Here is a 23,120-nt window from a genome sequence, read left to right as displayed (position 1 = left end):
AAAGTGAATGACTATTTGTATGAATTGAAGTGTTTTTTTCAAAATTAAACTCAAGTAAGTGATTTCTAATATGTCAGAGCAAATCCGGTTTGATAATCGTGTTGTCATAGTTACCGGCGCTGGAGCGGGCTTGGGCCGCTCCCATGCCCTCGAATTTGCACGTCGTGGCGCAAAGGTTGTGGTCAATGATTTGGGTGGTAGTGGTCACGGTGAAGGCAATTGCGTAAAAGCGGCCGAGCAAGTGGTTGATGAGATTATCGCACTAGGTGGTATTGCTGTTGCCAACTGTGACTCTGTAGAACAAGGCGAAGCCATTGTTCAAACCGCCGTTGAACACTTTGGCCGGGTGGACGTGGTTATCAATAATGCTGGAATTTTGAGGGATACCAGTTTTCAAAAAATGACTGATCAGGACTGGGAACTCATCCATCGAGTTCATACCTTCGGTAGTTACAAAGTTACCCACGCAGCATGGCCGTATATGCGCGAACAGGGCTATGGACGAATTATAAATACCGCGTCTGGGGCAGGTATTTACGGCAATTTCGGTCAAGCAAATTATAGTAGTGCTAAGCTCGGACTGTATGGCTTCACTAGAACCTTGGCCATTGAGGGAGCGCCAAAGAATATTAAGGTCAATTGTATTGCTCCGGTTGCAGCTTCTCGCCTTACCGAAGCTATACTTCCGGCCGAGGTGATTGCAGGCTTGAAGCCGGAGCTTGTAACGCCGCTCGTAGTCAAATTGGCCTCTGAGCAACAGGCGGAAACAGGAGAGTTATTTGAGGTCGGTGCCGGCTGGATTGCTAAATTGCGTTGGGAACGAAGTCGTGGCGTCAAATTTGATCCACAAGCACCGTTAGGTGCAGAGGCTGTAGTCGCAGCTTGGGCCGATATCATTGATTTCACGGACTCCGAGTACCCCCAGACGATCCAAGACACTTTGTTGCCTGTCTTCAATAATCTAGGTATTGAACCTTCGCTATAGTTAGCGGGTACTACGCCACCGAGTGGATACGTTCCTATTGGAATTATTCATTTTTGCGTTAATTGAACATATTTAAGGATTGCATTGTATGCATAGCGTCACTAGTGAAATCGCAGGCGTTACGCAAAGAATTATTCAGCGCAGCGCGTCGTCGCGGCGCGACTACCTGGCGCAGCTGGACGATAACTGCGGTACACGGCCCACACGTCAGCATTTAAGCTGCGGCAATTTGGCCCATGGCTTTGCCGCCTGCGAGCCCACCGACAAGGACCGAATTCGCCTTATGGAGGCGTCTAATATCGGTATCGTCACGTCCTACAATGACATGCTGTCTGCCCATCAGCCCTATGCAGATTACCCTGAACGACTTAAAGCCGCGATCCGTGAAGTGGGTTCCACGGCTCAGGTTGCCGGTGGTGTGCCCGCCATGTGCGATGGGGTGACTCAGGGGCAGGCGGGGATGGAGCTCAGCCTTTTTAGTCGCGACGTGATTGCGCTGAGTACGGCTGTTGCCTTGTCCCATCATATGTTTGACGGTGTGCTCTGCCTTGGGATTTGCGACAAGATTGTGCCGGGGCTTCTTATTGGCGCCTTGCGTTTTGGTCATCTGCCGATGATGTTTGTGCCTGCGGGACCTATGCCGTCGGGCATTCCCAATAAAGAAAAGGCGCGGGTGAGGCAGTTGTTTGCCGAAGGCAAAGCCAGTCGCGCAGAATTGCTGGAAGCCGAGTCCGCGTCGTACCACTCTGCTGGTACCTGCACATTTTATGGCACTGCCAATAGCAATCAAGTGATGATGGAAGCGATGGGCCTGCAGCTTCCCGGCAGTTCCTTTGTGAACCCGAATACCTCGTTGCGAGACGCGTTGACCCGCGAAGCCGCACAACACATCACACGTATTACCCAGCAGACTCCGAGTCCCAGGTCCTTAGGCGAGGTCGTTGATGAGCGCGCCATCGTCAATGCGATAGTCGCGCTGCTCTCCTCCGGCGGTTCGACCAATCACAGCATCCATTTGATCGCCATCGCGCAGGCCGCCGGCATTCTGATCAACTGGGATGACTTTGATGATCTTTCCGCGGTAGTGCCATTGTTAGCCCGCATCTATCCCAATGGTCAGGCAGACATTAATCACTTTCATGCGGCGGGTGGCACGGGTTATTTGTTTTCTACACTGCTAAAAGCCGGATTGATGCATGGTGATGCTGAAGTTATGTGGGGCAAATCGTTTGCTGATTTTACCCTTGAGCCAAAGCTAATCGACGATCAACTCGAGTGGCAGCCTTGCGTTGAGGAAAGCCTGGATACGCAAGTATTGGCGAGTATTCAAACTCCCTTCGACAATGAAGGTGGCTTGCGTTTGCTTAAAGGCAATCTCGGCCGCGGCGTGATTAAAGTATCTGCCGTCGATGCCGCTCATCGCATCGTTGAAGCGCCTGCGGTGGTTGTTGCGAGCCAGCACACTCTTCAGGCTCGCTTCGACGCGGGCGATCTCAATCGGGATTGCGTGGTAGTGGTTCGCTTCCAGGGGCCGGCGGCCAACGGCATGCCGGAACTGCACAAGCTGACTCCCATTCTTGGGGCGTTGCAGGATAAAGGGTATCGCGTTGCCCTGGTTACTGATGGGCGTATGTCGGGCGCGTCTGGCAAAGTGCCGGCGGCGATTCATATCTCACCGGAAGCGTCTACGGGCGGCATGCTGGCCTATGTGCAAGACGGAGACATTATTCGTCTTGACGCGACAACGGGCACACTGGAATGCCTGGTTGATCCCGACGTGCTGAGTAAAAGAACACCAGCGCGTGCGGAGGAAGTCTCAGGCAGGGGCATCGGCCGAGAATTATTCCAGAACTTCAGAACAACGGTATCGACGCCGGAACAAGGCGCGTCAATCTTTTCACTCACAGGGGCTTAATCCATGCCAGATCACACTAGTGTGATAAAACACCTTTTACGTCAGGCGCCGGTCGTTCCCGTCATTGCTATCCATAATCTTGATTCGGCCATCCCTTTAGCGATGGCTTTGCGCGATGGTGGTCTACCGGTGCTGGAAATCACCCTGCGCACGCCTCATGGCCTACCGGCAATCCGTCGGATTAAGGATGAGCTTGAGGGTGTGATTGTTGGCGCTGGCACTGTAACCAATCTGCGTGGTCTTGATGAGGCGATAAAGGCGGGCAGTGAGTTCATCATTACGCCAGGTACAACGCCCCGCTTACTCAGTGAAGGCTGCCAGTCCCCGGTGCCTTTCCTGCCGGGAATTTCAAGCGCGTCGGAACTGATGGTCTGCGCTGAAGCGGGGCTCAAGGTTCTTAAATTTTTTCCGGCGGAATCGTCGGGCGGTGCAAAGTCATTAAAGGCCTTCGGTGGTCCGTTCCCGGATATATCTTTTTGCCCGACAGGCGGTATCGGCTTACACAATATTGCAGACTATCTTGCAGTGCCCTCGGTATTGAGTGTTGGCGGTTCCTGGCTAACCCCCGATGACATGGTCAGAGAGGGAAATTGGACAGCCATCACGGCGCTGGCGCGGGAAGCTTGCCTGCGAGTTGCGGCGATTAGGGAAGGACATAATAAATGAGTATAGAAGCCGGTTCCGACCTGATTATTTTTGGTGCCATGGGCGACTTGTCTGCACGCAAACTTTTTCCCGCGCTATACCATTTGCACCACTGCGACCTTCTGCCGGAAGGTACGCGCATCCTTGGGGTGGCGCGACCGGAGCAGGGTCTCGATGACTTTTTACTTCATCTTAAAGCGCGAGTGCAGCCCGCGATAGGTGCTGACCGCTGGTCGGAAGACACCTGGATGTCGTTCTCAGCGCGCTGTGATTATTTAGTTTTGGATTTTGCAGAGCGCAGGTATTACCAAGCCTTGGCGGATTGGGTTAGCAAAGATCGCACGGCCATTTACTATCTCGCGACACCGCCGGGATTGTTTGATCAGATCTGTACCCACCTTGATAGCAGCCAGTGTCTTTTCCCCAGCAGCCGTATTGTTCTGGAAAAACCGATTGGTCACGACCTTGCAAGCTGTAAGCAGGTTAATGAAATCGTGGCTCAGTACTTCACTGAAGAAAACACCTACCGAATCGATCACTACCTCGGCAAGGAGACGGTGCAAAACCTGCTGGTGCTGCGCTTTGCCAATCGCTTCATCAATACCCAGTGGGATCAAGGCTGTATTGATCACGTTCAGATTACCGTCGCGGAAACCGTGGGGATTGAAGGGCGCTGGTCCTACTATGACCGCTACGGCCAACTGCGCGATATGGTGCAGAACCACCTGATGCAGCTCTTGTGTCTGGTGGCCATGGAGCCGCCGAATGCGATGACCGCAGAGGCGATTCGAGAAGAGAAGGTTAAAATCCTGCGCGCACTGCGCCGGATCGACGATAGCAATGTTGCCCAAAGTGTTGTGCGGGGACAGTACTCGGCAGGTTGGCATCAGGGTAATGCGGTGCCGGGTTACCTGCAGGAAGAAGGTTGCGAGTTAAAGGAAAGTGATACCGAAACCTTTGTGGCCATCAAAGCCCATATCGACAATTGGCGCTGGGCGGGGGTGCCCTTTTACCTGCGTACTGGTAAGCGGATGCCTGAGAAGCTGACGGAAATTGTGATCACTTATAAAAGTCTGCCCCATAATATTTTCTCAGGCAGCGAAGACACACAGAACCGTTTGGTGATTCGCCTTCAGCCCAACGAGGGCATCGAAATGCAAATGGTGTCCAAACAAAATACCTTGAAGAGCAAAATGGCCCTGGTTCGCCAAACCTTAAATTTAGACTTTTTGGGGTCGTCTGATTTAGATCGCATTCCCGACGCATATGAGCGACTGTTCATCGACGTCATTCAGGGTGACCAGTCACTTTTTGTGGGGCGTGAGGAAATCGAAGAATCCTGGGTCTGGTGTGATGTCATCACCCAAGCTTGTGGCAGGCAAAATGTAAAAATAAAACCCTATCACGCAGGCTCCTGGGGCCCGGCCAAAGCAGAATTAATTATAGAGAAAGACGGCAGGGCCTGGAATGTCTAAATTAAGTAAGCAGGAATTTCAGACCCGTGAACAGCTTGATCAGGCTTTAGCTCAACATGTTTCAGAACTATTAATAGAAGCTATTGCGATTCGGGGTAACGCGACACTGGTTGTTTCGGGAGGGACTACGCCCTTAGGTTTTTTTGGATTGCTCTCTAAGCAGCATTTGGATTGGAAACGAGTTCTAGTAACTTTAGCTGATGATCGTTGGCTTAGTGAGCATCATCAAGATAGCAACGCAAGACTTGTTAAAGAACACCTTTTGGTCAATCAGGCAGCTCACGCCAGTTTTCTGTCATTGAAAACAGAGGATCTAGATCCAGACGATGCCATCGAAGGCCTGCAAAATAGCTTTGCTGAAATCGGTGAGATTGATGTTCTGATTTTGGGTATGGGAGCTGACGGTCATACGGCTTCATTATTCCCAAATACTCCGTCGTTACAAGAGGGATTAAATATAAAATCTAGGCAGTCTTTTATTGGGGTGATGCCTTTAGTTGCACCACACCAAAGAATTAGCATGACTCTCGCTAGGTTGTTAAATAGTCGTAAAGTCATTGTTCACATTACTGGTGTGGAAAAACGAGCTGTCTTTGAAACGGCTTGCGATGGATTCTCCCCGCGAAAAATGCCCATTAGTGCACTAATTTACGAAGCGATAAATCCAATAGCTTTGTACTGGGCTGAATAATTACGAGCATCGAGTGTGATAAATAATTTATTTTTAAACATGGCGTATCACAATGGAAACTAAACCTTGGATGCTGGTTGCTGACATCGGCGGCACAAATGCCCGATTTGGCGTTTACGATCAAGCTGAGGAAGAGCTTGCCTTTGTAAAATCATATAGAGTAGTCGAACATCAGAGGTTCGAAGAGGCCTTATCACATTTTGTTGATGATGTGATTGGTCTTGGGTTATGGCACCCTTATCCAATGCATGTCTGTCTCGCAGTGGCGTGTCCTATAGATGGCGATCTATTGAGTTTTACTAACAGTCCCTGGCAGGTTGATCGTTTGTTGGTGTCAAAATTTCTTGGCAATGCGCCAACTAAATTAATCAATGATTTCACAGCGGTAGGCTATGCGGTTTCCAATCTCAAGCTTGAAGATTGGCTTGAAATACACCCTGGAGAAGCATTTAGAGATAAACCGATAGCCATACTTGGTCCCGGTACTGGGCTTGGTGTGAGCACCTTAATTCCTCTTGGTGAGGACTATAAGGTGATTGAAGGTGAAGGTGGTCACGTCGATTTTGCGCCGGTAGATCCGCATGAAATTGCGATTCTTGAAAAGCTTACCGCACAATTTGGGCGCGTATCGGTGGAACGCTTATTGTCGGGTAGCGGCATCGTTAATATCTATCGCTGTCTTGCCGAACTGGCTCATCGCGAAGGACATTGGAAAACACCCGAAGAGATTACACAGGCTGCGCGAGTGGGCACCGATACCTTGGCGGTGCGAACTATGCAGGTGTTCTTCCGGCTTCTGGGTTCGGTAGCGGGAGACCTAGCTCTGACCTTGGGTGCGAAAGGCGGAATCTACATTGCTGGCGGTATCGTTCCGCGTTTTGCTGATCTGCTGGTGGCAAGTGAATTCAACTACCGCTTTGAAGCCAAAGGCCGCTTTAGGGAATATCTAAATACCATTCCTGTGCGCTTGGTAGTGAAAGAAAACCTAGGGCTATATGGTGCAGCTGCGAGTTTGTAGCTGGCCAGTCATTCTCAAAATAGAAGCTTTTCGAGAATAGTTCGAAGTGCTGGCAGAAGTTTAGCTTCGGAGAATGTAGGCTTAAAAGAGCGCTGTTTATCTCGCTACTTATCTTTTGATTATAGGTTTAATTATTTATTGAAGCGAATGTTGAGATTTCGACATTTACGAGAAAAGCTTTGTGTAATTCATCACGGATTCCTTAACTCTGGTAATGCTCAGCTCAGCATATTTATACGACGGACCACGAGGCTTCGCGCCTTAAGGCCGACCATAGTGATCCACTCTAATAATTAAAAAATTGGAACGGTGTCTATGCGAAAATTCTGATAGTTATGTTACTGCTAGTTTTGATATTTACTTTTTGGTGGCATGGAGCATTTAGCTACTTCGCTGACATCAGCCAGCTGCGCGCAGATATTGAGGAGCTCGGGGCGTTCGGTCCGCTTCTTTATTTTATTGCCTTTTTCACTGCTTATTTAATTGGATTTCATCCAGGCCTGGTATGGATTAGCGGCTTTATTTGGCCCTTACCTTTGGCCATTCTCTATGCCAATCTAGCCGGTCTGTTGTCAGGGATGATTGTATTTTGGATCACTCGACGTTTCAGTCAGCGGTGAGCAACTAATCGTTTGCCTGAACGGATAAGGCGTTATGAAGCGAAGCTAGAGAAAAATCCTACTAAGACGCTTTCTGTTTTGCGACTTCTCTTGTGGATTAATATATTGACGGATGTTTTGATCGGCGTATCGAAAATCAGCTCTCGGCAGTATTTCGTAGCATCCTTAATCATTATTTCACCGATTACAACCATCCATATTTTAATAGCGAAATATGGATACTCGGCTTTTAATGGATAATTATTTAATCCTGGCATTTGGTGATGAGTTAATTAAGCGCCATAGCCTTGTAAAGGGTGTGGAGGTAGTCCGCGTCCTGAAAGTGCCGTCGAGTTTGGAATTCAACCGTCGAAGAACCATTAATCATCGCAATCAGGTTTAGCGCGATAATCTCGGGGTCGGAGCGCAGGGTTTGGCCGGGCTCGAGAGCCGAATAAGAAATCATTGTCTTTATGCCCTGCAGGTGAATCTCTGCCAAGTCTCGCAGCTTTTCCTGAATATCGGGGCGCGAAATACCTATCGACTGGACGACATAGAAAATCGACGCACCGTGAGAGTCCTTATTTGCCTGGTCTTGCAATAGGTTCTCTGCGAGCTGGCGCAGGTTTTCGTTTAGTGTCGCTCCTTCTTTACAGCCCTTCAGCAGGATGCCCATTAGTTCAAGAGAGATCTTTTTCCATACATGGAAAAACAGGTTCTGCTTGTCTCCAAACAGCGAATAAATGGGCATTCGGGAATAGCCGGCGTATTCCGCGACTTCGTCGATGGTCAGTGATTCATAGCCCTTCTCGCAAAAAAGTGTCCACGCAGCATTGGTAAGCTCTTCAAATCTTAAGGCTTTTTGCTGTTCTCGGGATATTCGCGGGCGGCGTTCCGGCTTGTTCATTGATCTGCTATCCAAAATGGGCTTGACCACCATGGTAATACGAGATATATAATAATACAAAATGTATTTCTAAACAAAAATAATAGTATTGCCGAAGTATCCCAAAGAAGGTGAATTCATGAGTAATTTTTCTAGGCTGGCGGCCTGCTTTAACCCCCGTAGTCGGTCCCTGGTGTTGCTTGCCTTAGTGGCATTGACCGCATCGATGGCAGAAGCTGACAAAAAGAAGTCTGGCAGTAAGATGGAGGAGATTCTCGTTACGGCTTCCTTTCGAGAGCAAGATGTTCAGGATGTGGTGGGCGGTATTCAGGTGTTCGGCGGCGAACAGCTTGATAAGAATGGCGTGTCCAGCATGGAAGATTATCTCCGTGATGTACCGAGTGTGTCGCTGCAAAAGTCCGGGGTTGGCAAGGCCAATATCGCCATTCGCGGAATATCGAACATGAATACCCTGGATATTGGCTATGCCGATGGTTCTCCTATTGCCGGCGTGTATTTCAATGATGTCGCGATTCAAGGTTCTGGCGTGTTTCCTGATCTGAATATTTTTGATCTGCAGCGCGTAGAAGTTTTAAAAGGCCCGCAGGGTACGCTGTATGGCGAGGGTTCGATGGGGGGCGCGATCAAGATGATCATGATGCCGCCCAATATGCAGGAGCTGGAGTTTAAGGTGGCGACGACGGTGTCAGAAACTGCCGAAGCTAGCGACCTGAACTGGGATGTGCGTGGTGCGATCAATATTCCAATTATCCAGGATAAGCTCGCCGCAAGAATTGTCGCCAGTAGCGGTTTCGATTCGGGTTTTGTGACCTACAGCGAGTTAGGCCTAGAAGATCCTGACGACGAAAATCGGCACTCCTTGCGGGCTATTGTTTTGTTCAAGCCACTGGATTGGCTGGAATTGGAATACATGTATTTGCTCGATTACAGCAATCGTGACCAGCTTCCAGTTGTCGATGAAGGTAGTGAAGATGACCTGGTTAATTCCCGCATTGAGAATCAGTTTGCCGAGACAGAATTTGATGTCCATTCTTTGACGGCGCGAATGGATCTGGGCTTCGCGGGTCTTACTTCGGTGAGCTCCTGGTTTAATACAAATCGGGATTCACAGCGTCGCATTCCCATTTTGCAGGGTATCGTGGATGTCACGGTGTCCGATAATAGTGGCGGTGCGGTTGCGACCGGCCCAAGTGTATTTCCCAATGGTTATACCCATGTATTAACTGAGCTTGAGTCATTCTCACAAGAGTTCCGTCTGGTGTCGAAAGGCGATGAGCGTATTGATTGGGTGGTGGGCGCATTTTATCGCGATCGCGTTCAAAAATTCGATCAGGAGAAGTATGAAGAATTTGCGCCGGATGACCCACTGGGACTTCTCGAATTACTTTTGGGTCCTGATTTCCTCGCACTGTCAGGTTTGCAAGAAGATGGTTACGGTGAAGAACCCTTCAAACAAACCGCGGTATATGGTGAAGTTTCCTGGGAGATCATTGAGGCGAAATTAGAACTGACGGCGGGCTTGCGTTGGTTTGAAGACAGCGTCGCGTTTTTTCAGGACACCTATGTCTATGGTGTAGAGGCGATACTCTTTGCTACCGATCCGGAGAATGTTGATCCTGAAACCGGTGAAGTAAATATCTTTTTCGCTGGCGAGTTAACAACCCGAGACTGGCTGCCAAAACTTTCTCTGGCGTGGTACGTCAATGATGATGCCATGGTGTACGCGACCGTCAGCAAAGGCTTCCGCTCTGGAACCCCAAACTTGTTCGCGGTTTTAGATGCGGGTCCACCGAATGTTCGCCCTGACTTCGTCCTTAATCAGGAGATTGGTGCAAAAACGGCCTGGCTTGATAATCGCTTAATTGCAAACTTCGGGATTTATCAAATCGACTGGGATGATTTCCAAGGCTTGGTCATTGGCGAAGCTCGTTTGGGTGCGGTAGGCGGTGTGCCTTTTGGCTACCTTGGTACCGGCGGCGATGCAGTGGTTAGAGGGGCTGAGTTATCAGTGATGTACAAGCCCGTTGATAGCCTCACGCTGACCTTAGGGGTGGGATACAACTCCGGTGAGGTGGTAAAACCTGAGCCGGCAAACAACGCCAAGAAGGGGTCCGAGCTGCCTAATAAGCCAGAACTTACTTGGAACCTTGGTATTAACTACACCCGCCCATTGTGGAGCGACCTATTGGCTGAAGTCAGTCTCGGTTACACCTTCGTAGATTCGCAGCTCACAGTGTTCCAGACCGAAGACGTGCCGACAGGCATTCCCCTTGATAGCTATGAAATCACCAAGGCAGCTATTGGTATCGAAGGCATGAACTGGCGCGCGCAATTATTTGCTCAGAATCTTTTCGATGACAGAATTGTCGTTGCACGTTCACTACCATTTCCTCAATCCGCGATGATGCGTCCCCGTACTTTGGGAATGCGCTTCAGCTACGACTACTGAGGTATCTTTGATGCGGCAGTTTGAAAATACTTACCAGATTGCAAAGTCATTACCGGGAGTAGTCAGTCGGGATTTGCGGTGCAAGGACACGGGCCGTGACTACACAGTCAGTGTAGCTGTGCCGTCCTGTTACGGAAAAAAGAAACGCAAAAAATACCCGGTGTTATTGGTGTTGGACGCCAGTGCCATTCTCGGAACCGCAATTGAAAGTATCCGCTGCATGGCCGGGACCGGCGAGCTAGCGCCGTGCATTGTGGTTGGCTTGGGTATGCCTGATGGTGTTGACGAGTTGGTGCTTGGCTGGCGTCGACTGTGGGAGTTTTCGCCGCCGGTTACAGACTGGGAACGCGATGATCCCTTCGGTGAGATATTTACAAACATTGCCGACCGCGCCGGAGTGGCCTTGCCAGATGTGCCGGGAAAAATGGGTATGGCAGACAGCCTGCTTCGCTTTGTCAGTGCACAGCTCCTGCCACTGATTCACGAGGGCTACCGTACCAAAGAGAACGACGTTGCATTATTTGGCCACTCCGCAGGCGGAACATTCGCCTTGTACGCGCTTTTGAATAATCTGCCGGGCATACAGCATTTTATCTGCGGTAGTCCGGGGCTGGCGCTTTCGGGTGGCGCTTTAAGTAAGCAACTCGCGGGCATGAGTCGAAGCGATCTAATGCTGCTGACCGGGAAATCCCTATTCCTTTCCCTCGGTGAAGACGAATACGACAATGCATTTAATCGTCTTTGCGGAATTACCGATACCGAGCAATTGTATATGGCGCTTCGTGCCGTCGCGCCGGAAGAGTTCGACATCCAGTATCGTCGGATAAGCGGTGCAGGTCATGCAACGGCAATGTCTGTGGCCTTGATGAACGGCGTACGTGCAGTTTGGGATACTGGTAAAGCCTATGGCGATGAAATGCCGACCTTCGCAAGGCCGGTGGTTTCCAATTGCATATCGATGCTGCGGCCATTCTTTAAACTATTTCATCTGCGTCGCAGCGATGAATCCGACAGCTCCATCTTGGCGTCGACGATTATGGAGCGCGATTTTTCGGTTCAGGTTTCGCTACCGGCGTCATATCAACACGAACCTAGTAAAGCATATCCGGTGCTAATAGCGCTTGATGCTAGCTTGAGTTTTGCGACGGTTGCGGAAGCCGTGTCCATCTTGACGACTACCGGAGAGTTGGAGGAGGCAATTGTTGTCGGCCTGGGTGTGCCGAGGCGCGAGGGTGACTTTGCCTTCGGCCTGCGCCGACTTGAAGAGTTTTCACCACCGAATGAGGTGCTCGCAGGTGACGACGATTTGGGCCGAATATTTAAATCGCTATTCGCCCTCGGTGGGAAATCGGCACACCTTTCCCTGGGGAAAGCAGATCAGTTTCATCGCATGATTTGTGACGAATTGCTGCCCTCATTGAAAGCAGAATTTCGTGTCGACGAGGGGCGTCTCGCTATTCATGGACATTCTGCCGGGGGTACCTATGTCGCCTATGAAGCGGGCACCGAAGACTCACCATTTCAGTCGTATATTTGTAGTAGCCCCGGCTTGGCAATCAGTGATTCCTGTTTGTTGAGTGATAAGAATATCGAGGCGGTTCGCCGGAAAAAAGGGGTGAAAATGCTGCTTGTTACTGGCGAATTTGAGCACAATAACTATTTTAATTGTGTTGCCGGCATTCAGCACACGCCGGACTACGCAAAGTCTTTACAGCGCAATGGTGAAATAGAAATCAGGTATATCGATTTTGAAAACGAGACGCATACCAGTGTGTTACCGCGAATGACTGGGAATACTGTCGCCCAGCTTTGGCCAACCGGCAGGCCCTATGGCGTTGAGTATGGCTACACTGAAGGTGCGCGTGAGCTTGAGCGAACTGACGTTTGAGGTAATGTCTGCGTCTAATGGCGAATATAGGTGTAAGCGACAATATTGAGCGTGGAAAGCAATATTATTGAGCTGCTGGGATATCGTCCCACTTTCGCTAAATGCGATTGTTGCAAAGGAAGGCGAAATTATGAGGAAACATCTGTAAATGCTCCCTTTGAAGAATTGCAATAATATTGGCGATCTTCGCCTTCGTGCCCGCAGCAAACTGCCGTCCCCAATGTTCCATTACATAGATGGTGGTGCTGATGACGAGTGGACGCTGCGTCGCAATACTGAGGCCTTTGACGACTACCAGTTGATGCCTAACTATCTCAACGATATTAGTCATGTTGATCTGTCGACGAATATTCTGGGTTGTGGGCTGACGCTTCCATTTCTGCTGTCGCCGACGGGCATGTCTCGGCTGTTCCACCATCACAAGGAGCTAGGGGTTTCAAAAGCGGCGGCGGAGGCGGGCACACTCTATACCTTGTCAACGATGGCGACGACCAGTCTTGAGGACGTCGCTGCGGCGTCCGACGGTCCAAAAATGTTTCAGATATACATTTTGAAAGATCGTGAGCTCACAAAAGAATTTGTGCAGCGTTGCAAGGCATCTGGCTACAAGGCCTTGTGTTTAACGGTTGATACTGCGCTGGCAGGGAATCGCGAAAGAGATGCCGTTTACGGCATGACCATGCCGCCTAAAATTAATCGAAATAATTTTTTCAGCTACGCCAAAAGTTGGGAGTGGCTGCTTAATATGGCGCTTAACCCGGATTTTAAACTGGCCAACGTGGTTCATCGTGTTGATGCACTCGGTCAGGGGGCTATGGGCCTGATTGAGTATGTGAACAGTCAGTTTGATCGGAGTGTGACCTGGGATGATGTCGCGTGGCTAGCTGAACAGTGGGATGGTCCGTTTGTTATCAAGGGCATGACTACCGTGTCTGATGCAAGGCGAGCGGTGGAGGTCGGCGCTACAGCGGCGATGCTGTCTAATCATGGTGGGCGCCAGCTGGACGGTGTGCCGGCACCTATCGATACCCTGATGCCAATTCGGGACGCGGTCGGTGACAAGCTGGAGCTGATTCTGGACGGTGGCATTCGTCGAGGGACTCATATTGTTAAAGCGCTGGCCATGGGAGCGAATGCATGCTCAATAGGGCGCCCCTATCTCTACGGTCTTGCGGCCGGTGGTCAAGCCGGTGTGGCACGCGCGATTGAGATTCTCAAATCAGAAGTCGAGCGGGACCTCGCATTACTGGGTTGTTCCTCGATTGCAGAGTTACGCTCTGACCATATAAGCCAATTAAATATGAAAATGCGTTGATTTCAGAGCGAGTCATCACGTCTGGGCCTATAAAGGTATTGCCGAATTTAGCCCCCACATTCGCTTTATTGACCTAAGTGCGGGCGAACGCCGCATCAGTCAACTTCATACTTCGTAGTCCCGCGTGCCATTGCTGTATTACAGGTGTCTCTGCAATTGTACCTATTATGTTGACTTTCCGTTACTTTACACATAACCTGTTTTACAGGTTTTAATAGGTTGATCTTAAAATTTACGCTATCAAAAAATGATAAGTAAGGAGCTAAATAGATGAATTACTACCCTTCGAACAAATTATTTCGGGCTGGAGTCGCGGCCGGATGCCTTTGCGCGAGCTTTGCCGCACCCGTCAGTCATGCGCAGAACACGACTCAAGTTGTGCTCGAAGAAGTAATTGTGACGGCTCGAAAAACTGAAGAATCACTTAAAGACGTTCCTTCCGCTGTAAGTGCGATTAATGCCGATTCGATGAAAGGAATGGGGCTGAATACGGTAGCTGACATTGGCAATGTTGTTCCCGGTCTTAGGATTAACTCAGATGGCGATAGTCGTGCGTTTGTGCAAATTCGCGGTATTGGTATTACCTTGCAGACCCCAATTCAGCCCGGCGTTGGCTTCTTTATGGATGGTATTTACGTGCCATACACCTCGGCAGTGAATAACAATTTATTAGACACGGCCCAGGTAGAAGTTATTCGTGGCCCGCAGGGCACGCTATTTGGTAAGAACACATTAGGCGGTGCGATTAACGTTATTAGCAAAGAGCCCACCGAGGAACTGAGTGGTGAAGTAAGCACTCGATGGGCAGAGGCAGATGACTCTGTTGGTCTAAGCGCTCGGGTATCTGGCACCATTATTGATGACAAGTTGCTTGGTTCTGTTGCGGTGGCTCGTGATGAATCTGATGGCTTTTTCAAGCATCTAACCGTTGGTGGTGGCTGGGATGCCCGCGAATCCAGCGCGATAAAAAGCGCCTTTAAATGGTTTGTTGGTGACGACGGCGTACTCCGCTTTAATGCGAGCTATGGTGAATATGAAGGCCCGGGTGTGGCATACACCCCAGTTCCCAATAACGACACCGACGCCTCTAACTTTGACGGGGATTCCAGAAACTCGTTTCAAACTGAATCCCTTGCAAAAATTACACGGATCAACGGCACATACAATGCGCCAATGACAGAGCGTACCGACTTAGCTTTAACGCTTGGCTACGACAAGCGCGATCTGACTGAATCACAAGATAGAGACTTTGTGAACCCGGATATTCTCCGCGGTAACGGTAATATCGATGAGGATTTCCTGCAAAGTGAAATCCGCTTTGAAACTCAGTTTACTGACGATTTCCGCCTTATGTATGCGGCTTTCTATAGTGAGCAGAGCAATGCTGACACTGCCAGAACTGATGTGATACCTGCAGCTATGAGCACTTTCGCAACCCGTGATGTTGACGATAAGACCTACTCTGTCTATGCAAATGCTTTCTGGAGTTTTGCTGAATCCTGGGAGCTATCGGGTGGCTTGCGCTATGACAAAATTGAGCAAGAAGGCACTCTGAGTAGCTCGGCAGGTACACTGGATCGCAGCAATGCAATCACTTACAAGCTGGACGAGAGCCCTGTTTCGCCAATGGTATCCCTGAAAAAATATTGGTCTGACGATCTAATGACTTACGCTACTGTGGCCAAAGGGGTTCGCGCGGGCGGCTTTAATGGTGGTGCAGTGCCGTCAGGATTCGAAACCTTTGATGGCGACGAAGTGAAGAGTTTTGAATTGGGTTTTAAATCTACTCTTGCGGAAGGGCGCGCTACTCTGAATATGGCGGTCTTTTTTGTAGAGCATGAAGATATTATTCTCAACGACTTGGTCCCAGATGAAAATAACCAGCTGGTCGTAGTAAACCGTAACCAGGGCTCTTTGGAAAACTGGGGTGTCGAGGGTGAGTTCAATATTCTGCTAAGTTCATCCTGGCAGCTGGGCGCGGGCCTGAGTTATATCAGCACCGATATTACCGATGATCCTACGGGGACTTTTGCAGCGTTTAACAATGAAGCGCTTCTCTTCCAACCAGAGTGGACGGCAAATTTAACCGCAGCATATAGCAAGGATATTGGGGTTGGACGTTTGGAATCTATGCTCGGTGTATTTTACACCGGCAAACAATACGCTTCTGGAACCGAGGCGCCAAGCTTCACTCGCGCACCTGAACTCGACGCTTCGGTGGTGGGTAATTTGTCGGCGGATTATATAATTGGCAATGTAAGTGTGGGTATTTTTGCCAACAATATTACCGACGAAGATTATTGGAGTTCTTATATAGGTGAGAGCGTGCTTTCAGCAATAGGGTTTGAACAAGCGATTGGTGTTAAGGCTGCGCCGAGAAATATTGGTTTGAGAGCTAGCTATTCGTTCTAATTATATTGCTAGTAGTTAATTACTAAGTGACGACCCTGCTGTTAACAGGCAACTGTTTAACGGCAGCGGTCGCCATATTTAAGTTTGAAGAAAGTAGAGTGCGTTTAAGCTCGCTTATGAATTGCTATGTTCAAAACTCAAGCTGCAGTTTTGAATCCTTTTTAGCAGATTTAAAAATTAAACCCGATCAGTATTTCTATTTCCCATTTTCTTCCTTCCGAAAAAATAATTATCACCTTGCTGGTAAAGAAGCGCTTGCTCACAATGAAGCGGGTACCTGGCAATAGATAGTATATTTTCAGTCTTTTGGATATGCGTTTGCAGCTTGCTCTAAAGACTAATAAATTGCTGCTGAACTACACTTAAGACTGACTCAGAATTTAACTTCAGTTTTAAAAAAATTATGATTCACTTTTCAAGTGGTCTAAGGGAAGTGCGGTACGATATTGGACTGCTTTTAAGGAAAAGCTGCTTTTAATATTGTCGATTCCTTTTACTCTGGTGAGCTTGTCTTCAAGAAATCGTTGATAACTGTTTAGGTCGGAAACAACGACTCTGAGCAGGTAATCAAAATCACCTGTGATGAGGTAGCACTCCATCACTTCGGGCCATTCCGAAATTTGGCCTTCAAACCCCTCTAGTTCATTTTTCACCTGGTGGCTTAGGTTGACCTGGATAAAAACGCTCACCGGCAAATTAATTTTCTCCGGATTTAAGAGGCTGACCCGTCCACGGAAGTAGCCGCCTTCTTCCAATATTCTTACTCGGCGTGCACAGGGTGTCGGCGAAAGGCAGACGCGCTCGGCGAGCTCAATATTGGATAGGGTGGCGTCTTCTTGGAGCGCCTCCAGGATTCTGAGGTCGATGTTGTCCAGGTTCTGGCTGTTCATTGGCGGAAATTACCTCTTGGCTCCAAAAACTACGATTTATATTCGTCTTGGTTATTTGTGTAATTTTATTACGTTTATTGTAGTGAATAAAACTAAATATGGAGCTTTTAGGAGATTTATTTGGTGAGACTCGCTAGCGGGGCTGATGCTAGATTATGTATCTAATTCTAGTGGTCTAAATGTAAGGAATGAATGTGGAAATCAATTATAAAAGCGGTTTTCAGGTACCCGAGCCGAGCAGTCGCCCGGGTGATACGCCCAACTTCAGTTACCTCAGTCTTCCGTCGCCATTAGACAGTGTTCGGCCGGACACTTCGTGTAAGGCGTCCGAAATGCGTGACTTGGCTTACGGCCTGGTTCGTGTGCTTGATGACAGCGGAATGGCGGTCGGCCCGTGGAATCCAAATGTCGATGCGGAATTTCTAGTGCGCGGTCTTCGTGCGATGGAGAAAACGCGACTATTTGATGAGCGCATGATGAGGGCGCAGCGCCAGGGTAAAACCTCCATCTACGTTCAGTGCCGCGGTGAAGAGGCGGTATCTTGTGCGCATCAAATGGCCTTGGAAAAAGGGGATATGTGTTTTCCGACTTATCGCCAGCAGGGCTTGTTGATTGCTCAGGATTTCCCCATCGTCGACATGATGTGCCAAATATTCAGTAACGCCAAAGATAAGCTGGGCGGTCGGTCTTTGCCCTTTTTCTACTCGGAGCGAGACTACGGCTTTTTCTCTATCTCAGGGAATTTAGGTACTCAGTTCATTCAGTCCGTGGGTTGGGCGATGGCATCCGCTATCAAGGGTGACGATCGAATTGCGTCGGGATGGATTGGCGATGGCGCATCGGCAGAAAGTGACTTTCATGCGGCGATGGTATTCGCGTCGGTCTATCAGCCGCCCGCTGTACTCAACGTGGTTAATAATCAATGGGCTATATCTTCTTTCCACGGCATATCCGGCGGCGCTGAGGCTAACTTCGCCTGCCGAGGTCACGGTTTTAATATCGCCTCGCTGCGAGTTGACGGCAATGATTTTCTTGCGGTTTACGCAGCGTCTAGCTGGGCGATCGAGCGCGCCAGAAAAAATTTGGGACCGACACTTATTGAGTGGGTTACCTATCGCGCTGCTGCTCATTCGTCATCTGACGATCCATCGAAATACAGACCCGATAACTCCTTTGATTTATGGCCATTGGGGGATCCGATACTGCGTCTGAAAAATCACATGATTCAGCTTGGTATCTGGAGCGAAGAAAAACATCAGGCGTTAATTGACGAGCTAACGCTGGAAATAAAAGAGGCTGGAAAACAAGCGGAATCGTTTGGGACATTGGGTAAAGGAAGCAAGCCAAGCGTTTCTGAAATGTTTAATCATGTTTACAAAGATATGCCGGCGCATCTTAGACGCCAGCGTCAGAAACTGGGAGTTTAAGATGGCCACGATGAATATGTTGCAGGCGATTCGTGACGCCTTGGATCTGAAAATGGCCGACGACGACAACGTGGTTATCTTCGGCGAAGACGTGGGTTATTTCGGTGGCGTATTTCGCGCAACCGATGGGCTCCAAAAAAAGTACGGCAAAAATCGTGTATTCGACGCGCCAATCAGTGAGCTGGGTATTATCGGCGCTGCAGTGGGAATGGGAGCCTATGGTCTTAGGCCGGTTCCTGAGATTCAGTTTGCCGACTATATTCTTCCTGCGTATGACCAAATTGCCTCTGAGGCAGCTCGGCTCAGGTATCGGTCGTCAGGTGAATTTTTTGCCCCGATTACTATTCGCACGCCCTGCGGCGGCGGTATCTACGGAGGGCAAACCCACAGCCAAAGTCCGGAAGCCTTGTTTACCCACGTGGCGGGCTTGAAGGTCGTAATGCCGTCAAACCCTTATGACGCAAAAGGGTTGTTAATTTCATCAATTGAGGATGACGACCCGGTAATTTTCTTTGAGCCTAAGCGGATCTACAACGGGCCCTTTGATGGTCATCACGATAGACCTGTTGTGCCGTGGTCGAAGCATCCGGCGAGCGAAGTTCCGGAGGGTTTGTATCGAGTACCTATTGGTAAAGCTGCGGTCGCCTTAGAAGGTAGCGAGCTCACTATTTTAGCCTACGGAACAATGGTGCACGTGGCTATTGCGGCGGCGCAAGAGAGTGGAATCAATGCCGAGGTGATCGACCTTCGAACACTGTTGCCGCTAGATGAAGAGACCATTGTGGCGTCGGTGAAGAAGACTGGGCGATGCATTGTGCTACACGAGGCCACGCAAACCAGCGGCTTTGGTGCTGAGCTTGCGACAATTGTTCAAGAGCATTGTTTTTATCATCTTGAGGCGCCAATTCTGCGCGTGGCAGGTTACGACACGCCGTACCCTCACGCTCAAGAGTGGGATTATTTTCCTGGGCCAGCCAGGGTTATCGATGCCATGCGCGAAATTTTGGAGACCGCATAGTGACTACAATCAAGTTTAATTTACCCGATGTGGGCGAAGGTATTGCCGAGGTTGAGATTTCGGAGTGGATGGTTTCGCCCGGCGATACGGTTAGTGAAGATGACATTATATGCTCCGTTTTGACGGACAAGGCGGCGGTCGAAATTCCCTCGCCGTTTGATGGCACGATTGTCGCGATCGGTCCCGAAGCTGGCAGCATCATGGCAGTTGGTTCACTCCTGGTTACCTTCGATGTCGAGGGTGCTGAGGACGAGAGCGACGCCAGTACAGCCTCTGGTGAGCAGCCACCATTAGAAACGACACCCTCTCAGCCGATAGCGGACTCCCCGCCTATAGAAGAATCCGAAGCTCCGTTTGCGCGTGTTGATGTGGTGGAATCTAGCGGCGTACAACGACGCATATTAGCTGCGCCCTCGGTTCGGCAGCGCGCCCGAGATATGAATATCGATATTCAACTGGTGCGTGGAACTGGGCCTGAGGGAAGAGTTGTTCACGCCGACTTAGACAACTTTGGTAGCCCAGGAGCGGCGCATTCACGGGGGCAAGTTAAGCAGCCTGATACAACGGTAACGACGCAAAAAATAACTGGAATACGCCGTAAAATTGGCTCAATTCTGCAGGATACGATGCAGCGTATTCCACACTACAGTTACGTTGAAGAAATTGATGTGACCGAGCTGGAGAAGCTTCGGGCAAAACTAAACCAAAGTCGTAAGCCGGATCAGCCCAAGTTAACTATGCTGCCATTCATTATGAAGGGGCTTGTCCAGGCGCTTAAGGAATTTCCTCAAATGGCATCGCGTTACAACGATGTCGAGCAAGTGCTGGAGCAGCATGCGGGTGCCCATATCGGTATGGCCGCGCAAACCGATGCCGGCTTGCTGGTGCCGGTCATTCGTCATGCGGAGATGCTCGATCTGTGGGGTTTGGCGGGGCAGATCTTGAGTATCTCGGAAAAGGCGAGGAGCGGAAAGGCAACCAGGGATGAGCTAAGTGGCTCGACCATTACGATCTCAAGCCTCGGTCCCTTGGGCGGTATTGTCACCACGCCGGTTATTAATTCTCCTGAAGTCGCGATTATTGGCGTTAATAAAATGGCTACCCGCCCAGTATGGGAAAATGGCGCATTTGTTCCGCGGCAGATAATGAATTTGTCGTCTTCTTTTGATCATCGAATTATTGACGGCTGGGAAGCGACTCAATTTATTCAGTGCATAAAAAATAAACTTGAGTGTCCTGCGATGTTATTTATCGATGGATTGGGAGAAGGCCAGTGAAAACCCTAGTGTGTGATGTTCTTGTTGTCGGTGGTGGCCCGGGTGGATATGTTGCGGCAATTCGCGCCGGTCAGCTTGGTCTGAAAACGATTTTGGTTGAAGGTCAGGATCTTGGTGGTACGTGTCTTAACCGCGGCTGTATTCCGTCAAAGGCGTTGATCTATGCGGCGTCCCAGTACGCATCAATGATGCCGAACAGCGATTTGGATTCCATGGGTATTAAGATCGACAGTACGCCGACCCTAGATTTTCCGCAGATGGTAAAGTGGAAAAATGGCGTGGTTAGCCAGCTTAATAGTGGTGTGAAAGGGCTACTAAAGCGCGCAAAGGTGAATGTGATTACCGGCTGGGCGTCATTTAATGACGCGAAAAATTGCGTCGTAAAGACAGCGGATGAGTCGATAGCGATATCTTCTGAGCACGTCATTCTAGCGACCGGTAGTGTTGCCACAGAATTAGCGGCGCTACCATTTAGTCCTAGCATTATCTCGTCCGCCGAAGCGCTTAACATGGATGCGGTTCCCGACAGTATCGCTATTGTCGGTGGTGGTTATATCGGACTTGAAATGGGTACCGCCTTAACTAAGCTTGGCTGCAAAGTGACCATCGTCGAGGGCCAGGAAAAGTTGTTGGCGCTTTATGATGAGGAGCTTACCAAGCCAGTTTATAACTGGTTAGTGGATCACGGTGTGGGCGTGAAGCTAAACTCAAAAGTAGTTGGCGCTGAAACTAGTCAAACTGGTACTGAGTTACGTTACGTTAACGGCTCAGGAGAACAGCAAAGTTTACTCGTCGATAAAGTGCTAGTGACAGTGGGGCGTCGCCCAAATACCAGCGGTTGGGGTATCGAGAATATGTGTCTTGATATGAACGGTCCCAATGTCAACGTGGATAAAATGTGCCGAACTGCCGTTAAGAATGTATGGGCAATTGGCGATCTTATTGGTGAACCGATGTTGGCTCACAAAGCGTCCGCGCAGGGTGAAATGGTCGCTGAAATTATTGCGGGTAAGCGGCGCAGTTTTGATCCTGTGGCAATTCCTGCGGTGTGTTTCACGGAGCCGGAAATTGTTGCCTGCGGCTTAAGTCCGAGTGAGGCGGAGGCGTTGGGTTACGACGTCATTGTCAGTCGATGTTCTATGCAGTCCATTGGTAAGGCCCATGCTATGGGGGCGGCGAAGACCGGTGGCTTTGTGAGGATTACAGCGCGAAAAGATACTCACGAAATTCTCGGTATTCACGCGGTTGGCAAGTATATTTCGGAATTGAGTGGCGAGTTTGTCCTGGCGCTGGAAATGGGTGCTCGCTTGGAAGATCTGGCGCACACAATCCACATGCATCCGACGCTTGGCGAGGCCACTTTTGAGGCAGCCATCGCGGCGCTTGGGGCCGGTATTCACTGCTAAATGGCAGGCGGTATTTTTCAATGTAAGCGCGCTTAAATCGGGCATATCGTGGCGGTGGGGTATTGGCAGTATGAACGACTTAAGTTGGGATATCGATTACGCGATATTGCCGGTACCGGCAGAGCTCGGCCTAGCTCGTGATGAAGAATATTTTGCGGCCTGCGCGAAAAACGCCACAGCCGTAATGCGGGTGTGGCGTTGTGAGCAAGCGCTCATTGCAAGCTCCAAAGAGCAGCGTGCTACTAATTTTAGCGCGGCCTGCGCTCAGTTGGCGGCGAGAGATTGGCCAGTGCATGTTCGTAGAACGGGTGGCAGTTGCGTGCCGCAAGGGCCTGGTGTCCTCAACTTTTCGATGATCTACCCCGCACCTGTCACTGAGGGTATAGACGGAAGTTACGATCTGCTTTGTAAATTTTTAATCGGACTTTTTAGCCAGCTGGGTATTAACGCCGAAGTGGGTGATGTTCCGGGGTCATTTTGTGATGGTCGATTTAATTTACAAGTAGACGGCCAGAAGATTGTTGGAACCGCGCAGCGGCGTAAACCTATCAAGCAGACGGAAAATGTAGCGGTACTAGCACACGCCTGCATACTCCTTGATCTTGATTTGGATATGGCCACTGGTGGCATTAATCAACTTTATGAACTGATTGGTGATCAAACTCGATTTGAGCTTGGTGCTTGTACGACAGTTAGGCAGTTGATGGGCGAGCGCTATCAGGGTGTTGAGGAGATAGGTGAGCTACTGCGGAGTTATTTTATCAAGAGTTTCAACACGCCATTAGGAGAACAGCCATAGTTTA

Annotated in this window: 18 protein-coding genes; 16 read left to right on the top strand and 2 right to left on the bottom strand. The window is 49.6% G+C overall.

Going from position 1 to position 23,120, the window contains the following annotated elements; genetic code table 11:
* Window positions 1-70: 70 nt before the first annotated feature.
* The 6 genes from KXJ70_RS15695 (at window position 71) to glk (ending at window position 6,729) form a co-directional block, all read left to right on the top strand.
* Window positions 71-985 carry an SDR family oxidoreductase gene (locus tag KXJ70_RS15695; RefSeq protein ID WP_219044477.1) on the top strand — a complete coding sequence of 305 codons (915 nt, stop codon included), beginning with the start codon at window positions 71-73 and terminating at the stop codon, window positions 983-985.
* A gap of 88 nt (window positions 986-1,073) precedes the next feature.
* Window positions 1,074-2,900, top strand: coding sequence for a phosphogluconate dehydratase (edd, locus tag KXJ70_RS15690; protein ID WP_219044476.1), 1,827 nt, complete (start codon window positions 1,074-1,076; stop codon window positions 2,898-2,900).
* 3 nt (window positions 2,901-2,903) lie between these two features.
* A complete protein-coding gene (locus KXJ70_RS15685; RefSeq protein WP_219044475.1) occupies window positions 2,904-3,566 on the top strand; it encodes a bifunctional 4-hydroxy-2-oxoglutarate aldolase/2-dehydro-3-deoxy-phosphogluconate aldolase in 663 nt (220 codons plus the stop codon).
* Window positions 3,563-5,020 (top strand): glucose-6-phosphate dehydrogenase, encoded by a 1,458-nt coding sequence (zwf, locus tag KXJ70_RS15680; protein ID WP_219044474.1) that lies wholly within the window; start codon window positions 3,563-3,565, stop codon window positions 5,018-5,020. Before KXJ70_RS15685 ends, zwf begins: the two co-directional genes overlap by 4 nt.
* A complete protein-coding gene (gene pgl, locus KXJ70_RS15675; protein WP_219044473.1) occupies window positions 5,013-5,711 on the top strand; it encodes a 6-phosphogluconolactonase in 699 nt (232 codons plus the stop codon). The genes zwf and pgl overlap by 8 nt, the downstream gene beginning before the upstream one ends.
* Before the next feature lie 52 nt (window positions 5,712-5,763).
* The gene (gene glk / locus KXJ70_RS15670) at window positions 5,764-6,729 is read left to right on the top strand and encodes a glucokinase (RefSeq protein WP_219044472.1); all 966 of its coding nucleotides are present in this window, start codon (window positions 5,764-5,766) and stop codon (window positions 6,727-6,729) included.
* 888 nt (window positions 6,730-7,617) lie between these two features.
* On the opposite strand, the gene KXJ70_RS15665 is transcribed toward glk, so the two are convergent.
* The gene (locus KXJ70_RS15665; protein ID WP_219044471.1) at window positions 7,618-8,235 is read right to left on the bottom strand and encodes a TetR/AcrR family transcriptional regulator; all 618 of its coding nucleotides are present in this window, start codon (window positions 8,233-8,235) and stop codon (window positions 7,618-7,620) included.
* A gap of 118 nt (window positions 8,236-8,353) precedes the next feature.
* Here KXJ70_RS15665 and KXJ70_RS15660 point away from each other — a divergent pair, with 118 nt between their 5' ends.
* The 5 genes from KXJ70_RS15660 (at window position 8,354) to KXJ70_RS15640 (ending at window position 16,586) form a co-directional block, all read left to right on the top strand.
* Complete coding sequence (locus tag KXJ70_RS15660; RefSeq protein WP_219044470.1) at window positions 8,354-10,684, top strand: TonB-dependent receptor; 2,331 nt, start codon at window positions 8,354-8,356, stop codon at window positions 10,682-10,684.
* A 10-nt stretch (window positions 10,685-10,694) separates the two neighbouring features.
* Window positions 10,695-12,572 carry an alpha/beta hydrolase gene (locus KXJ70_RS15655; protein WP_219044469.1) on the top strand — a complete coding sequence of 626 codons (1,878 nt, stop codon included), beginning with the start codon at window positions 10,695-10,697 and terminating at the stop codon, window positions 12,570-12,572.
* 148 nt (window positions 12,573-12,720) lie between these two features.
* A complete protein-coding gene (locus KXJ70_RS15650; RefSeq protein WP_219044468.1) occupies window positions 12,721-13,887 on the top strand; it encodes an alpha-hydroxy acid oxidase in 1,167 nt (388 codons plus the stop codon).
* 270 nt (window positions 13,888-14,157) lie between these two features.
* On the top strand, window positions 14,158-16,299 hold the full coding sequence (locus KXJ70_RS15645; protein WP_219044467.1) for a TonB-dependent receptor: 2,142 nt from the start codon (window positions 14,158-14,160) through the stop codon (window positions 16,297-16,299).
* A gap of 26 nt (window positions 16,300-16,325) precedes the next feature.
* On the top strand, window positions 16,326-16,586 hold the full coding sequence (locus KXJ70_RS15640) for a hypothetical protein (RefSeq protein WP_219044466.1): 261 nt from the start codon (window positions 16,326-16,328) through the stop codon (window positions 16,584-16,586).
* A 114-nt stretch (window positions 16,587-16,700) separates the two neighbouring features.
* On the opposite strand, the gene KXJ70_RS15635 is transcribed toward KXJ70_RS15640, so the two are convergent.
* Window positions 16,701-17,189, bottom strand: coding sequence for an Lrp/AsnC family transcriptional regulator (locus KXJ70_RS15635; protein WP_219044465.1), 489 nt, complete (start codon window positions 17,187-17,189; stop codon window positions 16,701-16,703).
* 194 nt (window positions 17,190-17,383) lie between these two features.
* Here KXJ70_RS15635 and KXJ70_RS15630 point away from each other — a divergent pair, with 194 nt between their 5' ends.
* The 5 genes from KXJ70_RS15630 to KXJ70_RS15610 are packed head-to-tail and all read left to right on the top strand — an operon-like array spanning window position 17,384 to window position 23,116.
* Window positions 17,384-18,616 (top strand): thiamine pyrophosphate-dependent enzyme, encoded by a 1,233-nt coding sequence (locus tag KXJ70_RS15630; RefSeq protein WP_369409801.1) that lies wholly within the window; start codon window positions 17,384-17,386, stop codon window positions 18,614-18,616.
* 1 nt (window position 18,617) lies between these two features.
* The gene (locus KXJ70_RS15625) at window positions 18,618-19,634 is read left to right on the top strand and encodes an alpha-ketoacid dehydrogenase subunit beta (protein ID WP_219044463.1); all 1,017 of its coding nucleotides are present in this window, start codon (window positions 18,618-18,620) and stop codon (window positions 19,632-19,634) included.
* Window positions 19,634-20,911: a dihydrolipoamide acetyltransferase family protein gene (locus KXJ70_RS15620; protein ID WP_219044462.1), complete on the top strand. Its 1,278-nt coding sequence runs from the start codon at window positions 19,634-19,636 to the stop codon at window positions 20,909-20,911. The genes KXJ70_RS15625 and KXJ70_RS15620 overlap by 1 nt, the downstream gene beginning before the upstream one ends.
* Entirely contained in the window at window positions 20,908-22,317 is a 1,410-nt protein-coding gene (gene lpdA, locus KXJ70_RS15615; RefSeq protein WP_219044461.1) for a dihydrolipoyl dehydrogenase, read from the top strand. The genes KXJ70_RS15620 and lpdA overlap by 4 nt, the downstream gene beginning before the upstream one ends.
* On the top strand, window positions 22,274-23,116 hold the full coding sequence (locus KXJ70_RS15610; protein ID WP_219044530.1) for a lipoate--protein ligase family protein: 843 nt from the start codon (window positions 22,274-22,276) through the stop codon (window positions 23,114-23,116). Before lpdA ends, KXJ70_RS15610 begins: the two co-directional genes overlap by 44 nt.
* Window positions 23,117-23,120 lie beyond the last annotated feature (4 nt).

The sequence above is a fragment of the Zhongshania aquimaris genome (assembly GCF_019312595.1).
GTDB lineage: Bacteria > Pseudomonadota > Gammaproteobacteria > Pseudomonadales > Spongiibacteraceae > Spongiibacter > Spongiibacter aquimaris.
This window is presented reverse-complemented; position numbering and strand designations above follow the sequence as displayed.

Excerpts from the sequence above, each read along its gene's own strand:
- KXJ70_RS15695 (WP_219044477.1), top strand. The coding sequence starts at position 71 with ATGTCAGAGCAAATCCGGTTTGATAATCGTGTTGTCATAGTTACCGGC.
- edd (WP_219044476.1), top strand. The coding sequence starts at position 1,074 with ATGCATAGCGTCACTAGTGAAATCGCAGGCGTTACGCAAAGAATTATT.
- KXJ70_RS15685 (WP_219044475.1), top strand. The coding sequence starts at position 2,904 with ATGCCAGATCACACTAGTGTGATAAAACACCTTTTACGTCAGGCGCCG.
- zwf (WP_219044474.1), top strand. The coding sequence starts at position 3,563 with ATGAGTATAGAAGCCGGTTCCGACCTGATTATTTTTGGTGCCATGGGC.
- pgl (WP_219044473.1), top strand. The coding sequence starts at position 5,013 with ATGTCTAAATTAAGTAAGCAGGAATTTCAGACCCGTGAACAGCTTGAT.
- glk (WP_219044472.1), top strand. The coding sequence starts at position 5,764 with ATGGAAACTAAACCTTGGATGCTGGTTGCTGACATCGGCGGCACAAAT.
- KXJ70_RS15665 (WP_219044471.1), bottom strand. The coding sequence starts at position 8,235 with ATGAACAAGCCGGAACGCCGCCCGCGAATATCCCGAGAACAGCAAAAA.
- KXJ70_RS15660 (WP_219044470.1), top strand. The coding sequence starts at position 8,354 with ATGAGTAATTTTTCTAGGCTGGCGGCCTGCTTTAACCCCCGTAGTCGG.
- KXJ70_RS15655 (WP_219044469.1), top strand. The coding sequence starts at position 10,695 with ATGCGGCAGTTTGAAAATACTTACCAGATTGCAAAGTCATTACCGGGA.
- KXJ70_RS15650 (WP_219044468.1), top strand. The coding sequence starts at position 12,721 with ATGCTCCCTTTGAAGAATTGCAATAATATTGGCGATCTTCGCCTTCGT.
- KXJ70_RS15645 (WP_219044467.1), top strand. The coding sequence starts at position 14,158 with ATGAATTACTACCCTTCGAACAAATTATTTCGGGCTGGAGTCGCGGCC.
- KXJ70_RS15635 (WP_219044465.1), bottom strand. The coding sequence starts at position 17,189 with ATGAACAGCCAGAACCTGGACAACATCGACCTCAGAATCCTGGAGGCG.
- KXJ70_RS15625 (WP_219044463.1), top strand. The coding sequence starts at position 18,618 with ATGGCCACGATGAATATGTTGCAGGCGATTCGTGACGCCTTGGATCTG.